This window comes from Rhodococcus sp. 077-4 (assembly GCF_047782425.1).
Classification (GTDB): Bacteria; Actinomycetota; Actinomycetes; order Mycobacteriales; family Mycobacteriaceae; genus Rhodococcoides.
In genome coordinates this window covers 957,665-980,914 of record NZ_JAJPWC010000001.1, presented here as the reverse complement: position 1 = coordinate 980,914, position 23,250 = coordinate 957,665, and the positions used below count along the sequence as shown (strand labels likewise).

General features: G+C 65.1%; 10 protein-coding genes. 6 read left to right on the top strand and 4 right to left on the bottom strand.

Annotated features, from left to right (window positions below; all coding sequences use genetic code 11):
* Window positions 1-9 precede the first annotated feature (9 nt).
* Together ACNEOT_RS04730 and ACNEOT_RS04725 are read left to right on the top strand one after the other, a co-directional pair.
* Window positions 10-6,858 carry an amino acid adenylation domain-containing protein gene (locus ACNEOT_RS04730; protein ID WP_415972544.1) on the top strand — a complete coding sequence of 2,283 codons (6,849 nt, stop codon included), beginning with the start codon at window positions 10-12 and terminating at the stop codon, window positions 6,856-6,858.
* Window positions 6,855-13,289 (top strand): amino acid adenylation domain-containing protein, encoded by a 6,435-nt coding sequence (locus tag ACNEOT_RS04725; RefSeq protein ID WP_415972542.1) that lies wholly within the window; start codon window positions 6,855-6,857, stop codon window positions 13,287-13,289. Before ACNEOT_RS04730 ends, ACNEOT_RS04725 begins: the two co-directional genes overlap by 4 nt.
* 64 nt (window positions 13,290-13,353) lie before the next feature.
* On the opposite strand, the gene ACNEOT_RS04720 is transcribed toward ACNEOT_RS04725, so the two are convergent.
* Complete coding sequence (locus ACNEOT_RS04720; RefSeq protein ID WP_415972540.1) at window positions 13,354-14,397, bottom strand: ABC transporter substrate-binding protein; 1,044 nt, start codon at window positions 14,395-14,397, stop codon at window positions 13,354-13,356.
* A gap of 158 nt (window positions 14,398-14,555) precedes the next feature.
* Here ACNEOT_RS04720 and gluQRS point away from each other — a divergent pair, with 158 nt between their 5' ends.
* The 4 genes from gluQRS to ACNEOT_RS04700 all read left to right on the top strand — a co-directional run bounded on the left by gluQRS (window position 14,556) and on the right by ACNEOT_RS04700 (window position 17,536).
* Window positions 14,556-15,416 (top strand): tRNA glutamyl-Q(34) synthetase GluQRS, encoded by an 861-nt coding sequence (gene gluQRS / locus ACNEOT_RS04715; protein WP_415972538.1) that lies wholly within the window; start codon window positions 14,556-14,558, stop codon window positions 15,414-15,416.
* A 52-nt stretch (window positions 15,417-15,468) separates the two neighbouring features.
* The gene (locus ACNEOT_RS04710) at window positions 15,469-16,212 is read left to right on the top strand and encodes a queuosine precursor transporter (protein WP_415972536.1); all 744 of its coding nucleotides are present in this window, start codon (window positions 15,469-15,471) and stop codon (window positions 16,210-16,212) included.
* 74 nt (window positions 16,213-16,286) lie between these two features.
* Window positions 16,287-16,658 carry a BlaI/MecI/CopY family transcriptional regulator gene (locus ACNEOT_RS04705; RefSeq protein ID WP_415972534.1) on the top strand — a complete coding sequence of 124 codons (372 nt, stop codon included), beginning with the start codon at window positions 16,287-16,289 and terminating at the stop codon, window positions 16,656-16,658.
* A complete protein-coding gene (locus ACNEOT_RS04700; protein WP_415972532.1) occupies window positions 16,655-17,536 on the top strand; it encodes a M56 family metallopeptidase in 882 nt (293 codons plus the stop codon). Before ACNEOT_RS04705 ends, ACNEOT_RS04700 begins: the two co-directional genes overlap by 4 nt.
* Window positions 17,537-17,542: 6 nt before the next feature.
* On the opposite strand, the gene ACNEOT_RS04695 is transcribed toward ACNEOT_RS04700, so the two are convergent.
* The 3 genes from ACNEOT_RS04695 to ACNEOT_RS04685 are packed head-to-tail and all read right to left on the bottom strand — an operon-like array spanning window position 17,543 to window position 23,157.
* On the bottom strand, window positions 17,543-18,262 hold the full coding sequence (locus tag ACNEOT_RS04695; RefSeq protein ID WP_415972530.1) for a VIT family protein: 720 nt from the start codon (window positions 18,260-18,262) through the stop codon (window positions 17,543-17,545).
* Window positions 18,255-18,728: a DUF2231 domain-containing protein gene (locus tag ACNEOT_RS04690; protein WP_415972528.1), complete on the bottom strand. Its 474-nt coding sequence runs from the start codon at window positions 18,726-18,728 to the stop codon at window positions 18,255-18,257. Before ACNEOT_RS04690 ends, ACNEOT_RS04695 begins: the two co-directional genes overlap by 8 nt.
* Before the next feature lie 52 nt (window positions 18,729-18,780).
* Entirely contained in the window at window positions 18,781-23,157 is a 4,377-nt protein-coding gene (locus ACNEOT_RS04685; RefSeq protein ID WP_415972526.1) for an amino acid adenylation domain-containing protein, read from the bottom strand.
* Between the last annotated feature and the right edge of the window lie 93 nt (window positions 23,158-23,250).

Genomic DNA, 23,250 nt, shown 5'->3' with positions numbered 1-23,250 from the left:
GAGACCCGGATGACCATGCTCGACGCACCTCGAATCACCCCCGCGCAGAGGGCAGTCTGGACCGCCGCCCAGATCGACGACGGCGAAGGCACGTACTCGCTGGCGTGGCGACTCGAGCTGCCCACGACGACCGATCTCGACCGTTTCCGGGGTGCTCTCCGAGACACACTCGCCGGATTGCCGCATCTCGATCGCGCGTTCACCCCGTCCTCGGACGGCGACCTCGACATCGTCGACGCGATACCCGGACGCATCGAGACCCGCACGACGACTGGATCGGACACCCGTATCGATGTGCTGGTTGCCGACGCACGGTCGAGGATCGGATCTCCGGACACGGGCCCGATGCACCATCACATCGTCGCCGCCGCCGACGACGGGCGGCTGTGGTGGATTCAGGCCTACCATCACGTCGTGATCGACGGTCGCTCGGTCGCCGCACTCACCGAACGCGTTGCCGACGCCTACAACGATGCCCGGACGGACCCGCCGAACCGTCCTCGAACCGACACCGCGTCGCCGAGCGAGGACCGAGAATACTGGGAGGCGGTGGTCGCGGGCCTGCCCGAAGATCAGGGCCTGCTCGAGCACACGGGACTGTCCGTATCGCGTGCAGCGATCGACCTGCCGGAGAACATCGTCGAGCGAGTACTCGCGTTGGCCGCTCTCTCGGGTACATCGCCGCGTCGCGCTCTCGTCGGTCTACTGAGCGCGTACGCCGCGACAACGAGACAAGCAGGGCGGCAACCCATTCGGCTGGCAACCGGTGGTCACGCCCCGGCAGAATCTCCGATCTCGATGACGTCCACCGTCGTACCGTTCGTACTCGAACACGACAGCAGAAGAACTCTCGTCGACGTGCTTGGCGACGTCGATTCCAGCCTGACCGGGATGCGACCGCACACCGCCGTCGCACCTGCCGTGGTGACGGAGTTGCTGCGGCTGCGCCGAGGGGACTCTGCGCTGGTGGCTCCGGGAATCAATGTACTTGTCGCCGAACGTGACTCGATGTTCGGCAATGAGCGAGCGCGGCTGCGTCAGTGCTGGCTCGGTCCCGTGACGGACCTCGAGTTCGTGGTGGAGGGCACCATCGACCGCGCGAACCCCCGATCGTCCTGGCTGGCAATGGAAATACGAGGTACGAGCGCAGGCAACGAGATCCGCGCCCATGCGCACGCGCTGGCGGTCTTCCTGGACGCCGCGACTACCGCACCGGATGCGCCGATCGATTCGTTGCCCCTCTCCTCATCCCAGCACCTGCAGACGCTCGTCACCGACGTCAACGAGACCGGCCACTGCCTCGCCGACCAGGATGTCGTGGAGATGTTCCAATCGTGGGCGGACCGGACGGGCGACGCGACCGCCGTCGTAGCGGGCCGGACTCGTCTGACCTACTCCGAGTTGAGGCAGCGCTCCAGCCAACTCGCGCACGCGTTGGTGGCGGCAGGCGTCGGACCGGAAGCACGCGTGGCCATCGACATGACTCGGTCCGCCGAGATGGTCGTTTCCGTCATGGGCGTCCTCGCCGCGGGAGCTGCGTTCGTTCCCTTCGACCCACAATGGCCGCAGGCCCGTAGGAGTGCGGTTGTCCGTGACGCGGGCATCAGCGTGGCGTTGCGCGGACCGGGTAGCTCGAAGTCCGACGAGGACACAAAGGTGCTGTCCATAGCGGTGGCTCTCGATCGATGGGAGCACGAGAGGCGACCTTCCGTCCCGCCGTCTGGGGTGCTCCGTCACGGAGCCGGTCTGGCATACGTCATCTTCACCTCGGGTTCGACGGGCCGACCGAAGGGGGCCATGATCCGGCACGAGGCCATCGCGAGCCGGATGAGATGGCAGATCGAGCACATTCTGAAAGTCGGCCCTGGCGATGCCAGTTTGTTCAAAGCTCCTCTGGCATTCGATATTTCGATCAACGAGCTACTACTGCCCCTCTGCTCGGGAGGAACCGTGGTCGTGGCGGGACCCGGCGAAGACCGAGACCCACAGCGATTGTTGGAGTTGATATCTCGTGAACGGGTGACGTTCGTATATCTCGTCGCCTCCATGCTCGATGTACTTCTCGAGACCAGCGCCGGCACCGACGCGATGGCAGGGGTTCGCCATGTCTGGTGCGGCGGTGAAGTTCTCACCCCGGAACTGTTCGCGCGGTTCCGTTCTCGCATGAACGCAGCCCTGTATCACGGGTACGGGCCCGCCGAGGCGACCATCGGGGTGTCCCACGTGGTGTACGACGGGACCGGATCCGACCGGATATCCACCTCGATCGGAGCGCCGAATCCGGGTTGCCGGTTGTACGTGCTCGACGACCGCCTTCGACCGCTCCCCATGGGCATGGGTGGTGAGCTGTACGCGGCGGGAGACCTGCTCGGACGCGGTTACGTCGGGGCATCGGACATGACTGCCGCGAGATTCGTCGCAGACCCCTTCGCCGTCGAGGTCGGCGGGCGTGCCTACCGAACGGGCGACCGCGCTCGCTGGACGGAAGGCGGAACACTCGACTTCCTCGGCCGAGCCGACAACCAGGTCAAGATCCGAGGAATGCGCGTCGAGCTGGAAGAAATCGAGGCCGCTGCCGCCACGCATCCTCGCGTTCGCGCCGCCGTCGTACTCGTGCACGCAGCGGCATCACCGATTCTCTGCGGCTACGTGGTCCCGACAGACGACGCGAACCCGAACTCGGACAACCTCTCTCACAGTGTTCTCGAGCATCTGGCAACACTGCTGCCCCAGCACATGATCCCCGCACACCTGATGGTGCTCGATGCCTTTCCCACGACCGTCAACGGCAAAGTCGACCGGCGTGCCCTGCCCGTCCCGGACGTGGGAGCAGCGTCGTCGGGGCCGCTGACCGATGCGCAACGGCAGTTGGCCGGCCATATCGCAACCCTGCTGGCCCGTGACGCCGGACCGCAGGCGCTGGTGGACTCCATGGGACCCGAGAGCGACTTCTTTGCCCTCGGCGGAGATTCGCTGGCCGCGATGCGTCTGGTCACCCGAGTGAATCGGGATCCGAACGTACGGATATCGGTGCGGGCAGTGTTCGATCACCCGACGGTCGCGGCGCTGTCCACGTACATCGACACAGCAGACCCCACCGGCGCGATCTCCACCGCAGCGGACGCGTGCCCGCTCGCCGATGACAGATCGAGCAACCACGAAACGGTGGAGATCGACACGCGTCCCCGGCCGATGAACGCCGGAGAGCGTCGAATGTGGTTGGCGGACAGACTCAGCGGACACGGAGGAACCTACACGGTCCCGCTGGCGTTTCGGGTGTCCGGCGCCCTCGACCTGTCTGCTCTCGAACATGCGCTCGGCGACGTCACCGCACGTCATCGGTCACTCCGGTCGTTGTATGTCGAGAACGACGGCGCACTGACAGTAGAGGTTCTCGACCCGAGCGACCAACGCTCGGCTCCTGCCCTGCGGCACCGCGTTGTGCCGTCTTCGAGTGCGTCCCAGGCGATCGAGCAATTCCTGCGAGAACGATTCGATCCGTCGGAGTCGATTCCGCTGCGCGCCGTCGTGTTCACGCACGACGACGAGAAAGAGTGCGCGACGGTCGTTCTCGCCCTCCATCACATCGCCACCGACGAGTGGTCGGAACCGGCACTGCTACGCACCCTCTCGCACGCTTACGCCGCACGGAATTCCGGCCGGATACCACTTGACCTCGGCGAAGCACCACCCCATCGGGCGGCGGTCGAAGAAGTTCACGATGCCGAGATCGCTTCGTGGCGAGCTCATCTGACCCCACTGCCGCCGGTGCTCGAAGTACCGGGCTGGCGCGCTGCACGCCACACCGGCGCACGTCCGGGCCGGACGATCCGACGCGTCGTCGCCGATGATGTGGCGAAGGCCGTACGGGACACGGCGCGCACCTGCGGGGCCAGCATGTACATGGCCGCTCAGGTAGCCACCGCGATCGCACTCCGGGCGTGCGGCTCGGGCGAGCAGTTCATGACGGCGTCGCCCATGTCGATCCGGTCCACGAACACCGACGTCGACATGACCGACGAAGTAGGTTTCTACCTGAACACCGTGCTGCTCCGTGCGGATCTACGCGGAAACCCCACGCTGCGAGAACTGTTCATGCGTGCCCGCGATCAAACGCTGCACGCGCTCGCGCATTCGACGGCACCGTACGAGGACGTCGTGGCCGCAGTGCCGGCGCTGCGAGAGCAACCACCGGTGCGCGTGATGGTGATCCACCAACCGCACCGGGACGGCGGGGGCAGCCTGGCTCTCGGCGACCTGAGCACCGAACGGCTTCCCGTCGACACCGGGACGGCGAAATACGACGTCAGTGTCACTCTGCAAGAGAATGATTCGGCGATCGGACTCACTGTCGAGTACGCAACCGACGTCGTCGACACCGACGCCGCCGACACACTGATGCGGCGAATCGAGACGGTGTTGCGCCGGATGCCGGCATCGCTCGACGTTCGGGTCGGAGCGCTGGATCTGCTCGACGCTGAGGATCAGGCCACGCTGTCCCGACTCGACGGTGCGCGAGTGGACATCGAACCGGACCTGACACTCGACAGGATCATCACGCGCACATCCCCGGTGGCCGACGCTGCACTGATCTTCGACGGTCGTCGCCGAGATCTCGGTTCCGTCCTCGGCCAGGCGGCCGCACTGGCTCGACTGATCATCGACTCCGGTCACGGACCCGAGGACGTCGTGGCGGTCGCACTCGATCGGTCACCCGAATCGATCATCGCACTCCTTGCCGTGACCTTCTCGGGAGCTGCCTATGTGCCCCTCGATACAACGCTTCCCGAGGCACGGATTCGCTACCTCCTCGAGGACTCCGGTGCCGCCACCATCGTCACCACCGCCGATATCGCTGGGCGCCTGCCTGCTTCGGATGTGCCGCTGATCGACCTCGCCGAGCCATCGGTGGTGACCCGGCTGGCCTCGATGCCGACGCATCCGGTTGTCGACGCCGAACGCCGACGCCCGCTGCGCGGTCACCATCCGGCGTACGTCCTGTACACGTCGGGTTCGACCGGACGACCGAAGGGAGTCGCGGTCTCCCATTCCGCAATCGTGAATCGATTGCTCTGGGCCGCAGAGCATCACGAGATCACCGCTGCCGACGTGTTCCTGCAGAAGACCCCCGCGTCGTTCGACGTCTCGGGCTGGGAGATCTTTCTCCCCTTCGTCACCGGAACGTCGGTCGTCGTGGTGGAGGCCGGTGGCCACCGAGATCCTCGGCGTCTTGCAGACCTCATCGCGACGCACGGCGTGAGCATCGTCCACTTCGTTCCCTCGATGCTCAGCGAATTCCTCACCGCGGCAACGTCCGAACCCTCGAGCCCCGTCCTCGACGCCAGGGCACTGCGGCTGATCGTGTGCAGCGGAGAGCCGTTGACGTCGCAGCACGCACAGTCGGTGGCGGCAGTCTTTCCGCGGGCGACCCTGCTGAATCTGTACGGCCCCACCGAAGCTGCAATCGACGTGACCGCCGAGAACGTCTCGGCGCGCGGTCCGGTCGCGGGTCTGGCCGTCGCGATCGGCTCGCCGGTGTGGAACACCCACTGCCGCATACTCGATCACACTCTCACCGAGGTGCTCCCCGGTGCCGAAGGAGACCTCTACCTCGGCGGCGCGCAACTGGCCCGCGGCTACCACCGCAACACTGCACTGACCGCGAGCAGATTCGTGGCCGACCCCCGTCCCGGCGTGCCCGGGGCACGTCTCTACCACTCCGGCGACCGCGCGCGGCAACGACGCGACGGCAGTATCGAGTACCTCGGCCGCACCGACGGCCAGATCAAGCTGGCGGGCCAACGCATCGAACTGGCCGAGGTGGAGGCCGCACTGCTCGCTCATCCCGGCGTCCGGTCGAGCGCCGCGGCCCAACAGATCACGCCTGCCGGGCCACGACTCGTCGGATACGTCGTCGCAGAATCAGGAAAGACCCTGTTGGAAAGCGATATACGCGCCACGGTCACGCGTATCCTCCCCGCGTCATGGGTTCCGGCTCGCATCGCGATACTGGACGAGATCCCGCTGACCTCGAGCGGAAAGCTCGACCGCAACGGGCTTTCCCCCATCGACTTCCGTGTCGACTCCGCGTCCGGTGATCGCGCACCGACAAGCGCTCGCGAGATCGCAATTCGTGCCAGCATCGCCGAAGCGCTCGGCATCGATGCCGACGACATCGGAATCGACGACGACTTCTTTCGAATCGGCGGCGACAGCATCAGCGCGATCCGTACGGTCACCCTTGCTCGCAGACACGGCTGGCGTATCACCGAAATGCACATATTCGACCTCCGCACGGTCGCGGCCCTCGCCGAGGCCGCCCTCGAAGACGAGGCGACGAACACCCCTGCGCACGAGAGCTCTTCCCGCGCTGACATTGCTGTTGCTCTACCGGATCTGGCGAAGGCCGCCGTGAAGTCCGGTCTGGACATCGACAACCGCATCGAAACGGTGCGGGCCGATATCCCCGCCCGCGCCGACGTGACCGCGACCGACCTCGATGTGGAAGTTCGTCGGGCGACAACGATGTTGATGGAGACGTTTCCTGCGCTCCGCACCCGCATCGACCGCTCACGTCGCAGATTGTGGAAGGCCTTCGAGGTACATCTCGACGCGGTGGACCTCGGGACCGTCGTGCACATCGCCGACGAGGACAGGGCAGGGCAGAAGCCTGCCGATGTGGTGCACGGGATCGACGTCGACACCGGCCCGTTGCTCCGCGTCCACGTCGAAAAAGGCGAGAGCGACGGGTGGTCCGCACAGCTGTCCGTTCATCACCTCGCACTCTCGGAGGACCTCACCGCGTCGACAGTGGCGGAACACTTTCTCGACACCCTTGCATCAGGAGTTCACCGATGACGCACACCCACGCATCCGCACGCACCGGCCCGGCGTCGAGTGCACAGGAGCGGATGCTGTTTCTCGACCAGATGGAAACGGACCGCCATGCGTACACGATGCCGATCCACCTCGATCTGACGTCGGATCCGGATCTGGACGTTCTTGCCGATGCCCTCTCGGATGTGGCGACACGTCACGACTCACTGCGCAGTGTCTACTCGAACGACTCCGGCAGAGTGCTGCACCACCTGAAATCCGACGCTGCGGTCGAGGTAGCGGACCGTCGGGGTGAGCCGTACAGTCCGCGCACGTTCGACCTCGCCGCCGAAATCCCCTTCGCCGCCGACCTGTACGACCACTCGCGATTGGTCCTGACGGTGCACCACATCGCCGCCGACGGCGGTTCGGTGCCGATCCTGTTGAACGATCTCGAGATCGCGTACGCCGCGCGCGTGAGGGGCGAGGCGCCGGTGTGGGCGACTCCGGCAGTGGACTACGCGGACTACGCAGCCGATGAAGATGCCGCCGATGTCGCCGCGTCTCGACCCTTCTGGACGACGACACTCGCAGATTTTATCGAGCCCGTCGATCTTCCGCTCGATCGCGCTCGCAGCGAAGTACCGTCGACCTCGGGGCAGATCATCGAGACGGTTCTGCCCGCCTTCCTCGCCGACGACATCGAGCAGTTCTGCGCCACCAATCGAATCAGCCGATTGATCTTTCTCCAGATCGTCACCGCTCTCGCGCTGCGTGCCCACGGCAGCGGCGACCGGATCCCGATGGGGACCGCCGTCGATACCCGGCCACCGGACGCTCTCATGGACGCGGTGGGGCTCTACGTGAACACGGTCGTGTTGCCGACCGACCTCACCGGCGACCCCACCGTTGCCGAGTTGAGCGCGCGGACGAGGAGTTCGACGCTCGACTGTGTGGACAATCGCGCTACCCCCTTCCACGAGGTCGTCGACTGGCTCCGACCCGCGCGAACCCCGGGTGTGCATCCGCTGTTCCAGGTGATGATCGCCGAAGTGGACACCAGGCCGAAGCCGGTGTCGCTGGGGCCCGTCGACGGAGTCCTTCGCCCGCCGGACGACGCGTCGGCGAAGTTCGATCTGATCGCCGCAATCGGTCCACGAGGTGAATCGGGGCAACTGGGCCTCGATATCGTCTACCGCCGAGAATTGTTCGACGACAACACTGCTCGGACGATTCTCGACGACATGGTGCTGATCGCGGCTCAGGCGGTCGCAGATCCGACTCGGCGTATCTCCGAACTGGTGACCCGACCGGACCAGCCGACCTCGCACCACATCCCGAGAGACGGTCGATCGCGTCCCGGCAGGTGGACACGCACGCTCACCCTGTCGCATCCGCAGGTCCGCCGCGCCCAAGCAGCGCTCATCGGCCTCTACCTTCGGCACGACGCGCTGTGCACCGGATTCGATGCCGACGGCGACAGTCGTCTGCGTGCCTTGCTGCCGGTGACCGAGATCCTCGAGAGGTCTCGGATCGCCGGGCAAGGATCGGCCTTCGGGGGTTCCGCTGCGGCGGGTCTTCGTGCCACCTGGATCTCCGAGAGTGCTGTGCACGTCGAGATGACCTACGCGGTGGTCGACGAGGAGTCGTGGCCGTCCATCCTCGATGCACTGACGAGCGATCGATCTGCGGTCGGTGTGTCGGCGGCTCCCTCGGCGAGGTGGGCGCTTCTCGATCAGGTTCTGGCAGAGGACCTTTCGATCGTCGACCACGCCGAGTCGTGGCTGGATGTCGTCGATGCCGCTGCGGACGTGATCGACCGCCGAGGCACACCGACGGCCCCGACACCGGTGGGGTTGTCACCGGCGAGCGGTGGTGCCGACAGCTCCGCGGCATTGTCGACAACCGGGCTTGCGGGCATCGTCGAAACTCGGACGACTGTCCTCGAGTCGGTGCGCGAGGTGATGCCGGACGTCCTCGGACTCGAGTCGATGGTGGTGTGGGTCGAAGAATCCGATCGAGACCGAGGTACCGAACACGGTTCCAGGACAGTGGGTTCCCTGCGTCGCGGACTCCCCGTCGTGATCGACACCGAGACCGGAACCATGCTCGGCGCAGATGCCGACCCCGAGCACGCCGCGTCCTTCGGGGTGGCCGCGCACCTCAGTGAACACACCCCCGGGGTGTTCGACGACCTACCGAAAGCCGATCTGCAGGTCCGCATCCATATCTCGAGTGCCGACGGATACCAGCCTGCGCAGACCGCCTCGGAGCCGGGAATCGACGTCAGGTTCCTTCGAGCCGACACCGGTTCGTGGTCGTGCGTGTGTTCCGTCTCGGGACTCGCGGACGCAGATGCGGCATTCTGTGCCGCGCGTCTGGCCACGGCCATCGCGACCGGAGTGAATGCGGTGGGTTCCGGGGTCAACCCTGTGGCGGACAGCGCCTTTGCGGACGGTATCGATCGCAGCACCGACGCGGCCGGACTCGATACAAGGGAGCGTCGACACGTGGAGTCGATCCTCGGCCCGCTCCGAGCGATCTACCCGACGACGTCGTTGCAGGACGGCCTCCTCTTCCATCAGCAGCTCGGTGGACAGGGCGAGGGCGTGTACGTTTCGCAGACGGTGATGCGGCTCTCCGGCTCGCTCGATACGGATCTGCTGCGGCGTGCCGCCGACGCAGTTCTCGCGGCACACCCGCAGGTCGGTGCGGGGTATGTCCAACTCGGCGAGCGCACCGTTGCCGCGGTGCCGAGGGCGGTCAGGATGCCCTGGGCGACAGGAGATCTGCGACATCTCGACGTCGATTCGGCTCGGGCGGAGCTGACCCGCTTCGAAAAGAGCGAGGCTGCAGGCGGATTCGACCCGTTGCAGCCGCCACTCGTCCGACTGGGCGTGGTGTTGCTCCCCGAAGGCGAGAGTGCGATGGTGTTCACCATCGAGCATCTCGTTCTCGACGGGTGGTCGATCTGGAGATTTCTGCGGGCAATTCTCGACGAGTACACCACGCCCGGGCACGTGGAGACGATCCACCGCGCGTCCTACGACGACTACGTGATGTGGCTTCGAACTCGCGATCGTGATGCGGGCCTGCAGATGTGGCGACGCCAGCTCTCCGGTACGCCCGGACCGACGCTGCTCGCTCCACGACGCACAGCGACTTCGGTCGATGCGGCCCGTTCCGCGAACACCGTCTTTCACCTCGACCGCTCCCTGACGCTCGAGGTGAAGGAACTCGCCGCGCAGACCGGCGTGACGGCCAGCATCGTCTACGAACTGGCGTGGGCGCTGACGCTGCAGAAGTTCACCGGCCAGGACGACGTGGTATTCGGCACCGTGGTGTCCGGTCGACCGGCCGAAATCCCCGGTATCGACGAGCTTCTGGGGTTGCTGTTCAACACCGTTCCGCTGCGGGTGCGGATCGATCCCGCACTCGCTGTTCGTGACCACCTGGCCCGTATCCAGGACGAGCGGCGACCACTGCTGACCCACCCGTACCTTGCGCTGTCCGATCTCGAGGAGTGCGCCGGACATCGTGGATTGTTCGATACGTTGTTCGTCTTTCAGAACATCCCGGTCGTCCCGCCCGACGAGCGCCTGGGCCCCGATGGCGGACTTCGGGTGATCGATCAAAGCCTGAGCGATGCAACGCATTACGCAATGACGGTGGTGGTCGCACCGGTGGAGTCCGGTGCCCGCGTGAGGATGATGCATCGACAGGAGGCGCTCGACGATGCCCAGGCAGCGGCGGTCGCCGAAACCTACCGGGCGGCCCTGGCGGCGCTGACGGCAAGGCCGGACGAAGCAACGGCCGGCATCTCACTTCTCACCCCACGCGAGCTCGCGTGGACGCAGCGACACTCGGGCACACTCGGCTCGGCGGTACCCGAACGAACGGTGTGGGATCTGTTCGCCGCACGCGCTGCCGACCGACCGAGCGACCTGGCGTTGGTGGCCGGAGATGTCCGGTGGAGCTTTGCCGATCTGCATTCGCGCGCAGTGAACCTCGGGGCGCTGCTGCGATCGCACGGCGTGGTCGGGGAATCGCGGGTCATGCTCTTCCTTCCCCGCACCGAACTCATGGTCGAGGCACTGTTCGCAGTCTTCGCCGCAGGAGCCGCCTACGTTCCGGTCGACACGGAGATGCCCCAGGACCGCATCGAGTACATCGTGCGCGAATCACGCCCACACGTAGTTCTGACGACGAGCACGCTGTCCGGAACCCTGCAGGCGATCACGACAGAACAGGCCACTGCCGTCGTCGAACTCGACACCGACGGCGTCCGAAACCTGGTGTCGGCGGCCGTCGACAACGAATCGACCCCGATCGGCATGCTCACGCGGCGTCTCGACCAGCTCGCGTACATCATCTACACGTCGGGATCGACAGGTCGCCCCAAAGGTGTTGCGGTCCCATACGGTGGGCTGACCAACATGTTCGTCAACCACCGCACCGAAATCTTCGAGCCCGTCGTCGCACGGGCCGGGCATCGGCAACTGGCGATCGCGCACACCACCTCCTTCTCGTTCGATGCATCGTGGGAGCAGTTGTTCTGGCTGCTGGAGGGGCACACCGTGCACGTCATCGACGAGCAGACGCGCCGCGATCCGGCCGTTCTTCTCGAGTACTTCGACGCGGAGAAAATCGATGCCTTCGACGTCACGCCGACCTACGGAGAGCATCTGGTCGACGCCGGTCTACTGACTCGCCCGCGGTGCCGAGCAACGCCCCAGGAGGACGGCGACGCTGCGGGCCTGGTGTTCGTCTCGCTCGGCGGCGAGGCGGTGGGAGACCGCCTGTGGTCGGATTTACGAGAGGCACCCGGGACCGGGGGGTACAACCTGTACGGGCCTACCGAGTACACCATCAATGCACTCGGTGCCGACGTGCAGGACCGGTCGACGCCGACACTGGGTCGGCCCATTTTGAACACGACCGCGCACGTACTCGACACGGCATTACGGCAATCGGCACCCGGGGTCATCGGTGAGCTGTATCTGTCGGGTGCAGGTCTCGCCCGCGGATACGATGGACGACCTGCGCTGACCGCAGAACGTTTTGTGGCAAACCCATTCGCCGACAACGGTTCTCGTATGTATCGAACCGGCGATCTGGTGTCTCGCGATCCGGACGGGTTGATCTCCTATCACGGACGCGCGGACAACCAGGTGAAGATCAGAGGGCACCGCGTCGAAACCGGTGAGATACAGGACGCGCTCCTCCGGTTGCCCGGAATCGTCCGCGCCGCGGTGACCGTGTTCGAGCGGGCAGGCAACACGGAGCTGGCTGCGTACGTCCTGGTCGACGACACCAAGCCGTCGGACATCACCGCGTCTTCGGTCAAAGACGGCCTGCGGGAACTGATCCCGACCTACATGGTCCCGGCATCGGTTCAGGTGGTCGACAGCCTCCCGATGACGGTCAACGGGAAGCTCGACGTCGCGGCGTTGCCGTCACCGTCGGAGAACACCGAGTCGGTCGATCGTCCGAGAGGCGATGTCGAATCATTGATCGCCGACGCGGTCCGAGATGTACTGGGCGTGAACGAGATCGGCAGGGATGACGATTTCTTCGCGTTGGGTGGGCATTCGCTGGCCGCCGTACGGTTGGCATCTCGCCTGCGCACAGTGGATCTCGAGCTCGGCGTGCGCGAGATCTACGCCAACCCGACAGTCGCGGGACTGGCACGGGCGGTGATCGACGGCGGCGGAGACAGCATGCTCGCACCGTTGGTGGTGTTGCGTCAGGCCGGCGATTCCGCGGTGTTCTGTCTGCAGCCGGCCGGCGGTCTCAGTTGGTCCTACATCGGAGCCCTGCGGTTCCTCGATCCGTCGATATCGGTGTACGCCATTCAGGACCCGGCATTGCAGAGCGGCGACGAAGCGATCGAGTTGACGTCGGTCGAAGCACTGGTCGACGACCATGTGAAGCGGATCCGAGCCGTGCGACCGCACGGTCCGTATCACCTGCTCGGATGGTCTTTCGGAGGGCAGCTCGCACATGCGATCGCTGCGCGTCTGCACCAGCAGGGCGAAGTGGTGGCCTCGCTGGTACTGCTCGATTCCTACGCGGACGTCGCCGAGGCGGACACGGCCGAACGTGAGGAGTTGTCGCAGAACGGTATTGCGGAGGCCCAGATCGCTTTCCGTCGCCACGTGCAGACGGACCCGCTGCTGTCGAGCTTTGCTCCCGAGGTGCAGGAACGGTTGGTGCGCACCCTCGGCCGTCATCTTTCACTGTCGATACCGCCGACCGTCGGCAGGCACGCGGGCGATGCCCTGCTGATCGGAGCTTCTCGGGGAACCCCACTGGAGATGCAGCGGCGGCGGGACCGTCAGTGGAGGGACAGAATCACCGGGACCTTGGAGGCACACTCCGTCGACCTCGAGCATGCGCAGCTGGGTCAGGCGCACAATTGGTCGGTGTTCGGGGAACAGGTGGCCGACTACATCTGGGCCCGTATCCGCTGAAACACCCCCCACCTCGGGGGTACCGAGGTGGGGGGTGTTTCGGGTCCGATCCGACTCTGTGGATCTAGACCGTGGTCTTGTCGATTGCCGCTGTCAGGGCGACGATCTGTGCGGTGTAGCTCGCGTAGTTGTTGGTCGCGTCGGTAGTCCAGTCGGCGATGTTGCCGGCCTTGGCCGCGTTCACCAGAGCCCACGTCGGCCGGTCGGCCTCCAACTCGGCCAGCGGGGTCGAGTACGAACGAGTGTCCAGCAGAATGAGATTGGGCTGGTACTGACCGGCATTTTCCCAGTTCACCGGCGTGAAGGATCCCGAGTCGGCGGCGCGCGGAACGTCGGACTCCAGAAGGGTCAGACCCCAGTTCTTGTAGTCGCGCAGTTCGGGAAACTCGTCGTTGATCGCGACGTAGTACTGGTCCGATGGGGAAATGGCCATCGCGGTCAAACCAGGCTTGGCTGCGATCGATTTCTTCAGGTCCGCGACCGCAGAGTCGTAGGCGTCACGGTCGGCCCTGGTTGCTTCGGTATCGACGTCCGCACCGAGTGCCGTGGCCAGGGCCTCGTAGTCCTGCAAGCTCTCGGACGAGGGCTTCTGCGCAGACACCGCGAGGAACGGCGCAACCTGCTCGAGCTTCTTGGCGAGGTCCGACGTTTCCAGACCGAGGCCACCGTACGCGTCGCCTGCGTACCAGCCGGTGATGATCACATCGGGGTCGAGGGCTGCGACCTTCTCGACGTCGATGTCGCCGTACGCCTGTCCCACGCTTTCGATGCCATCGAGATCGAGGCCGCGCAGTGGGATCGACGACTCGAAGGAGCTCCCTCCCCAGATCCCGACCGGTTCGATGCCCAACGGGATCAACGCTGCTGCGGCCTGTTCGCTGGCCACGATGCGTGACGGGACCGCGTCGAGCTCGACTGTCTTTCCGCGGCCGTCCACGTAGCTGAAACCGGGCTCCGAGGCGGTCTTGTCCGCCTCTGCCGGCCCGTTGTCGGACGAGGAGCATCCGCTCAATGCGGTGGTACCCACCACGGCGAGCACGGCGAATGCCGTCGTCAGTGTGCGCCGAGAGGCGCGAGTTCGAGTCGGGGAAATCCTGAAGGTCCGCATACTTTCCTCATCGTCTAAGTTAGGCAAACGTTGCCTATGTTGGAAGACTAGCCAACTCGACTGCGGTTCGGTGCAGTCGGTTCACCCCCCGGGTGCGCACCGCACGCAGCGTCGCACTGGAAATGCTCCTCCGCGGCATCCGAAACTACGATGTACCCATGCCCGTCGGACGCTTCGCTCCCAGTCCCTCGGGCGATCTGCATCTCGGCAATCTTCGAACCGCATTGTTGGCATGGCTGTTCGCTCGCTCCACCGAACGTCGGTTCGTGATGCGCGTCGAAGACCTCGACCGAGTGAAGGCCGGCTCCGAACAACGTCAGCTCGAGGATCTCGCAGCGATAGGACTCGACTGGGACGGGCCCATCATGCGTCAATCCGAGCGCCGGGAGATCTACGACGCCACGATTCGCACGCTCGGTGCGGCCGGGATGACCTACGAATGTTTCTGTACACGTCGGGAAATCCTCCAGGCGGCTTCTGCTCCGCACGCACCCGACGGGGCCTACCCCGGAACCTGCCGGGATCTCACCGCGGACCAGAAAGCAGCCAAGGACCGACCACCCGCTATCCGATTGCGTTCACAGACAAACGAATTCACGATCGTCGACCAACTGCACGGCCTGTTCCGGGGTCAGGTCGACGACTTCGTACTCCGAAGGTCCGACGGCGTCCCTGCCTACAATCTGGCGGTGGTCGTCGACGACGGCGCGCAGGGCGTCGACCAGATCGTGCGCGGCGACGACCTCCTCACCTCCGCCCCGCGGCAGGGATACCTGGCGAAGCTCCTCGGGCTCACTCCAGCCACCTACGTCCACGTGCCCCTGGGCCTCAACGTCGAGGGCAAGCGTCTGGCCAAGCGTGACGGCGCGGTCACGCTGCGCGAACGACCCGACGCGTGGGCACTCATCACCGCCTCCCTCGGTATGCCCGACGCGAGAAACGCCGAGGAATTGCTCGAGCAGTGGAAGCCGACGCTGGTGCCACGCGAACCGTGGGTGTTCGACCCCTCCACCACCTGATCCGTGAGTCGGGGATTCGCGCCCATCGTCGTGTGGGTGCTTGGATCGAGCGGTGACTACTACCGAACACACCGCCCCCGACGGCGGCACCGAGTCTGGGCAGGCCACGTTCGCTCACATCAGCAAGGGGTACTACGCCCCCATCGTCGCGCTCTTCGTGGCGACGCTGCTGATCTCGAACGTGGCCGCCAGCAAAGGTGTCGCCTTCTTCGCCTCGTCCGACGTCATGCTCGGACCGTTCCAAATCCTGCCGATCAACACCGACGGCGCGTTCTTCCTCTTCCCCCTCGCCTACATCCTCGGCGACGTGCTCAGCGAGGTCTACGGCTTCAAAGCCACGCGCCGCGCGATCTATCTGGGATTCGGCTCCCTGCTGCTCACCTCCGTGTGCTTCTGGATCGCCATCGAACTTCCCGCCGCCTCGTTCTACGAGAACCAGGCCGCCCTCGAATCCGTCGTCGGCGTCGTCCCCCGGCTGGTTCTCGCCGGTCTCGCCGGCTATACCGTCGGGCAGCTACTCAACTCCGTCGTCCTGGTCAAGATCAAGGAGCGCACCAAGGAAAAGCACCTGTGGGCGCGACTGATCGGGTCGACCATCGTCGGCGAGTTCTTCGACACCCTGATCTTCTGCTCCATTGCTGCCGGAGTCATCGGCATCAGCACATGGACCGACTTCGTCAACTACGTCATCGTCGGATTCCTGTGGAAGACGCTGGCCGAGGTCATCGTCATGCCGATCACCTACCGCGTCATCTCGTACATCAAGAAACGCGAACCGTCGTACCAGGAGCAGTAGGACCCGGCCGACATCCGTAGAAGATCCTCGACGTGGCCTATCCTCGGGGTAACGACACGAGCGAGGGATTTCGAGTGCGTAGAGCGTCCGGGCAATTGGAGGAGTCGATCCTCGAATTGCTCGGCGTTCACACGGAATTGTCGGTGGCCCAGGCACGCGAGCATCTCGGATCCGATCTCGCCCACACCACCGTCATGACCGCGCTGGTGCGGCTGCACGGCAAGGGCCTCGTCGATCGTGAAAGGCGTGGGCGCTCGTTCGTCTACACACTCAATGCCCCGGTTCGCGAGATCCCCGCATTGCGAGCAGCGATGCGAATGCGCACCGAACTCGGCGCGAGACCCGAACGCGCCGATGTGCTGGCCAGCTTCGTGGCCTCACTCGACTCCGAGGACGAGGCGACGCTGCGCAGTCTGTTGGCGAAGGCCGACGAACCACGGTCATGACACTGCTGCTGGTCGTCGCAATCCTCCCGTGGGCGCTCTCGCTCACGATCCGGTTCGGAGCCGAGCACATCGACCGGCGGCTGAGCCCGCAGACGGCCGTCGTCCTGTTTCCCCTACTCGCCGTCGTCACTGCATTCGCCGTGGCGTCGTCGATGGCCGCACTCGCAGCGGTGCTGCTGGCGTCGGGCGAGACAGTTCAGGTGGTGCTGGGGATCGCCACCACGGCATGGATTCTGTGGCGCTTGTTCGAGGTGGCACAACATGTTCGACGCGTCATCGTCGGATCGTCCGTCGCATCCGAATTCGGTGTCGAGGCACGCGAATCGGGAGGCATCGTCCTCGTCGAGACCGATATGCCCGACGCGTTCGCCGTTCCCTCCGGCGGCGGTGCCGTCGTGATCACCACCGGGCTTGCGCACGCATTGTCGGACAACGAGTTACGTGCAGTGATCGAACACGAGCACGCGCACCTGCGGCATCGACACAGCTTCTGGATCCAGATGTGCGAGATTGCGGCGCAATTCGATCCGATTCTGCAGCCGATCTGCGCGAAGGTACGGCACGCCGCCGAGCGCCAAGCGGACGAGAGCGCAGCCGCACACGGTCGTCCGGACACGTTGTCCGCCATCGCCAGAATCGCTCTGCTCCGCGCCCACATCGAGCGCGGCCCGCGAACGCTCGCCGGCACCGGCGGAGATGTCGTGCGTCGTGTCCAGGCCCTGAGCGAGCCACCGCCGCCGCGTCAGGATCGCAGAGTCTTCGCGGCCGGACTGGTACTGATCCTTGCGTTCGCGGTCATTTCGGCATCGCTGTTCGACGTCGTTCAGGACGTCATCGCACCGGAGGCGGGCGAAGTCGCCACCTCCGTCTTCCGCTGACGCGGATCAGATTCCGGCCACTCCGGCCAATTGGCCGATCGCGTAGGTGACCGCCATCGCGATCGCACCACCGATCACGATTCGAGTCACTGCAGGACGACTCGGCGCTCCACCGAGGCGCGCGCTGATGGTTCCGGTCAACGCCAGAGCAAGCAACACCACGACGAACGTGACCGGAATACGTTGCGAGGCAGGAAGAAGCAGGATCGAGAGCAACGGCAACAGGGCACCGCTGATGAACGACACCGCCGACGATCCGGCTGCTTGCCATGGATTGGTCAACGCATCGGGGTCGATTCCCAATTCGATGTCCACGTGCGCGGCGAACGGATCGTGATCGGTCAGTTCCTGCGCAACCTTCTGCGCGGTCTCCGCGGACAGCCCCTTGGCCTCGTAGAGTGCAGCCAGCTCGGCCAGCTCCTCCTCGGGCTCCTCGGCCAGCTCCCGCTGCTCCTTGATGAGCAGCGAACGCTCCGCGTCGCGCTGCGTGCTCACCGAGACGTATTCGCCGAGGGCCATCGACACCGCTCCGGCGACAAGACCGGCAATGCCCGCCGTGAGCAACGACCCGCGATCGGTTGTGGCCGCGGCCACGCCGACCACCAGGCCTGCGGTGGACACGATGCCGTCGTTCGCGCCCAAAACCCCGGCCCGAAGCCAGTTCAACCGACCCGACAGATCACCGTGGGGTTCGTGCTCGTGCAGCGCCGGTTCCACCTCAGCCATTGCCGACCGCCGTCACGTCTTCCCACGCGGCACGCGCGCCGGACTCTCCGATTCTGTACACCTGCACGATTGTCGTCGCTCCGATCACTACGGCCAACACCACCACCGCAAACGACTGCCACCGCACAGGCGCGTTGCCGCGTCGCTCGCGTAGATGCAGGAGCACCAGTGCTGCGGCGACGACGACCAGACCGACGGAGAAGTAGATCATCCAGTCACCGATCTCGGTGTGCTGTTCGACCGCTGCCGTCTCGGGGACGCGCTTCTCGAGCCACTCGCCCGCCTCGGTCGTCAGCGGAGTCAGCACCAGCGTGAACACCGCCAGGACTGCAATGAGCCACACGAGTTTGCTGCGCACACCGGTCCAGATGCTGGCGCCGATGGCGAGGATCGCGGTGAGCGGTGCCAGCACCACGATGAAGTGAATCAGAAGGAGGTGGGCCGGTAGACCGTTGATCGTGGACATGCGTTCTCCCGCAATGCTCGACAAGTCGCGTGCACGTCACGCACGATTGATGCTACACAGTGTGTAGTAGTTCGGTTGACGGAGAATCCCTCCATGTCGATGCCGGATCGGCCACGATCGCCCGCACGATCTCCTCATAGCGACGACCGAATTCGACCACCGTCGACTCGTCGAACAACGCTGTGGGATAGACGATATCGACCACAGTCTCGATGGGATCATCTTCGCCGTCTCGATGGTCAGTGACGTGAAAGTGGAGATCGCACTTGGCGATGTCGAGAGGCTGCGGCGTGACCTCTAAGCGTACGTCCCCGACGGAAAGGGTCGCGGCGCTGAAGACGTCCAACGACATCGCCACCTGAAAGATCGGGTGCCGCCCGTCCGTCGAGTCGGCCGCGAGATCGGCGACGACGTCCTCGAACGGAACGGAGGCATGGTCGAAGGCCAGTAGTTCGCTCGCACGGGCCAACTGCACGATGTCCTCGACGGTCGTGGCCGCGGCGATCTTCGTCCGGATGGCGACGGTGTTGGTGAAGGTTCCGACGAGTTGCTCCAGCCTCGGGTCGTCGCGACCGGCTACCGGGGTTCCGATGACGATGTCGGTGGATTCCGTGGCCTGGGCGAGCAGAATCAACAGTGCTGCGCGAAGAACGGTGAATCGTCCTGTCCCGCAACGCTGTGCCAGATCGGTCATTCTCTCGGTGGTGGCTGCGTCGAACCGAAGCGACGTGCGAGCGCCGGAGAAGTCCCAGTACTGCGTACGAGGGCGGTCCAACGGCAAGTCCCTCGAGCCGGGTACATCCGCCAACTCCGCGCGCCAGAAGTCGAGATCGGCAGACACGTCGCGTTCGGCGGCCCAGACGCTGTAATCGGCGTACTGCAAGGATAATTCGGGCCACGACGGTACGGTGCCGGCAATCCTGGCGTGATATGCCAGGAGGAAATCCGACGCCAAAAGCCCCAGTGACCAACCGTCCGCTGCACTGTGGTGGACGGAGCACGCGAGCACGTGGTGATCGGGCGCTACTGCGAACAGGCGAGCCCGGATCGGAAACTCGGTGCGCACGTCGAACGGTTGCTCGAGCGTGTTCAACACTGCGGCGTCATCGAAGTCGACAACATCGAGGTTCGATACCGCCCTCGCCGAATCCGGCTCGACAACCTGCACCGGAACCCCGTCGACATCCGGGTAGCGCGTCCGCAGGGTGTGGTGCCGATCGATCAGGTCGGTCATCGCCCGCAAGGCTGTCGCGCAGTGGAATTCCCCGGAAATCGTGACCGTGAACGGCAAGTTGTACAGCGGTAGGTGGGCACTTCGATCGATGTGGCGTTGCTGCGGCGCGAGTGGAATTGCGTCTACCCCCCTCGACATTCCGCGTTCGGGCCGCGAATTCTGCTGACGCCCGGTAAGTCGACGTTCGTCGATGCGTGCTGCCAAGGCCTGAACGGACGGGGCACCGGCCAGGTCTCGCACACCGACGACCACCGAGGACTCGGACCGCACCGATGCGACGACTCTGCTCGCCGCCAGCGAGTCGCCCCCGATATCGAAGAACGAAGCGGCGCAATCGATATCATCGATACCGAGCACGCGCGCGAACGCTGCCGCCACCATCTCCTCGGTGGCACCGGACGGCTCGATCGGAGTACCGGTCGCCGGAGTGGTCGGGGTCGGAACAGGAAGGGCGTCGCGATCGACCTTACGATTGACCGTCAGCGGAACCTCGTCGAGAAGCGAGATGGTCGCCGGCACCATGTGGGCGGGCAATCTTCCGGCGAGATCGTTACGAATGCGCTCGGTGTCGAGCACGTGTCCGGTGCGCGCGGCTACGACATACCCGTCGAGACGCAGATCCCCAGTCCGACTGCGACGTAATGCCGATGATGCTGCAGCGACACCCGGATACGCGCGCAACGCAGCGTCGACCTCACCCAGTTCGACGCGATTTCCCCGGATCTTGATCTGGTCGTCGGTGCGGCCGAGGAACTCCAGTGTGCCGTCGCCGCGTAGACGCGCCCGATCTCCACTGCGGAAGATCCGAGTCCCGCTGCTGCCGAACGGGTTCGCAACGAAGCGCGCCGCTGTATCCGCAGTGCGACCGAGATATCCGCGCGCGACACCGGAAGTCTCGATGTAGATCTCGCCGACAGCGCCCGACGGAACGGGCCGCAGTGTGCGATCGAGAAGGTGAATCACCGCCCCCACCATGGCTCGACCGATTCCGTCCGCGCTGCCCGGGTTCAGTGGTGCGGTCATCGTGACACTGCAGGTCGTCTCGGTGGGGCCATAGGCGTTGAGCAGTCGTCGACTCACCGACCAGCGGTCGACCTTATCCTGCGGCGCCGCCTCACCGCCGATGATGATGGTCCCGACACCTGCCAATACCGAGGGATCCAATGTCGACAGAGCCGAGGGCGTGATGAGCAGGTGTGTAATTGCCTGCTGCACGATCAGATCGGACAATTCAGCGCCCGCGTAGCTACCCGCAGGCGCGATCACCACTGCCGCGCCTGCGGTTGCTGCGGCCAGCACCTCGACGATGGCTGTGTCGAATCCGGGCGAAGCGAGGTGACAGACTCGTGAGTCGACGTCGAGGTGGTAGCTACTCCTGATCTGTTGCACCAACGCGGCGATGCCGGCGTGGGTGACGACGACGCCTTTGGGAGTGCCGGTGGAGCCGGAGGTGTAGATGATGTACGCCGCGGGGTGCGGTGTCGGCGGCGCGGCTTCGTCTCCCGGGCCACCCTCCGCGGGAACGTCATCGAGGTTCAGCCACTCCACGTCACCGATTTCGCGGCCGACCGTGCACAGGCCCAACACCGCCCCGCTGTCTCGCACCACGAACTGCGCTCGCTCGCGCGGGTAATTCGGGTCGACCGGAACGTACACAGCGCCCACTCGTGCAATTGCCCAGAACGCGACGACCCCCTCGAGGGATCGGCCGATGCGAACGGCGACCCGGTCTTCGGTACCGATTCCTCGGGCACTCAAGGCGCATGCGAGTGCGGCGACTCTCGCGCCCAACTCTGCGTAGGTGACCGAAAGATGCGCCTCCTGAATCGCAATTCGATTGCCGTGCTCCATGATTGCCGTCGAGAACACGTCGTTCAGCGATCCACGATCCGTCACGGCCTCTCCCACCGACGCAGGCGTCATGCGCGATTCTTGGGGCAGGAACAGGTCTAGATCTGCCACGGCCGTATCACCGTGGGCGGACTCGGCGAAACGTTCGAGAAAGTGCAGGAACCGAGCATGGTGGCGCGCCAGGTCGCTCGGTGTGTAGGCGGCAGGATTGGCTTCGAAGTCGATACGAGGACGCGCTCCCCCTCGCCCGGGATAGATGTTGACGGCAAGATCCGACACCGGGCCTGTGGTCAGAATGCCGATCTCGCCGTCGAAGTCACCGACGGCCACGGTGTTCGCGAACATCATCACGTTGATGGTCGGCCCGAAACGCCCTGCGTGCAGGGCATTCCCGATCTCGGACACCGGCGGCCTGCTGCGCTGATGCCGCAGCACGGCCCCGATCGCGACCTCGGCCGACTTCACCACGTTGTTCACCGTCGCCGATCCGATGCCCGGCAACCGCAGCGGCACCACATGCGACAACGACGATCCGGCCGCGCGCAGCATTGCTGTCGGCCGCGCCGACACCGGCAGCGACAGACCGACGTCGTCCACCTCGTTCATGCGCGAGAGGAAAGCAGCGAATGCCGCGATCACCACGGACGACGTGGCATGACCTCGAACGGTCGGAGAGATCGACCGATCCTCGCCGACGACGATCGGCACCGACGCATGATGAGCACTCCGGCCCCAAGGTGCGGCATAGCCCAGGTCAGCGGACTCCCAGTGCGCCCGATCGCGCCGCGCACGGGCGGATACGCGGTAGCGCTCGTCCTCGGCGAGAAGTGCCGCCGGAGTCGTGGGATCGATCCGCGGTGGCTCGACGCCGTCCTGCATCGCGGCATACAGGTCCGCCGCACGCTCGAGCACCTTCATCGAGGAATACCCGTCGAGTGCGATGTGGTGCGCCCTGGTGTACCACAAGACGCGTTCGTCACCGATTCGAAGTAACCGTAACCGGACGAGTTGGCCGTCCATCGACAACGGAGTACGGCAGTCCTCGTTCATCCACCGCTCGGCCGCGTCGTACGGACGGTCGTGTCCACGAAAGTCGAGGATCTCCACTGCCTCGGTCTCCCGCGGAACGAAATGCTGGACCGGCGTCCCGTCGAGCTCGGCGATTCGCATCGTCGACGACATGAACTCCCGATGCGCCCTGCTGCCACTGGCAACCAGGGTGTCGACGTCGACGGCACCGACGATGTCGACGTAGTACGCAATGGCGAAGGGCACGTCGGGCATGAATTGCTGAGCCATCCAGATATCGGCCTGCGCCGAAGTCAAAGGCAAGGCGTCGAGCATGGTGGTCCCCCCACGGCGGTCTTGGCTACTACATGTGTTGTAGTACCAAGCTACGCGCAGTGCGGGCGGGACGCCGAGGAGCGAATTGTGCAA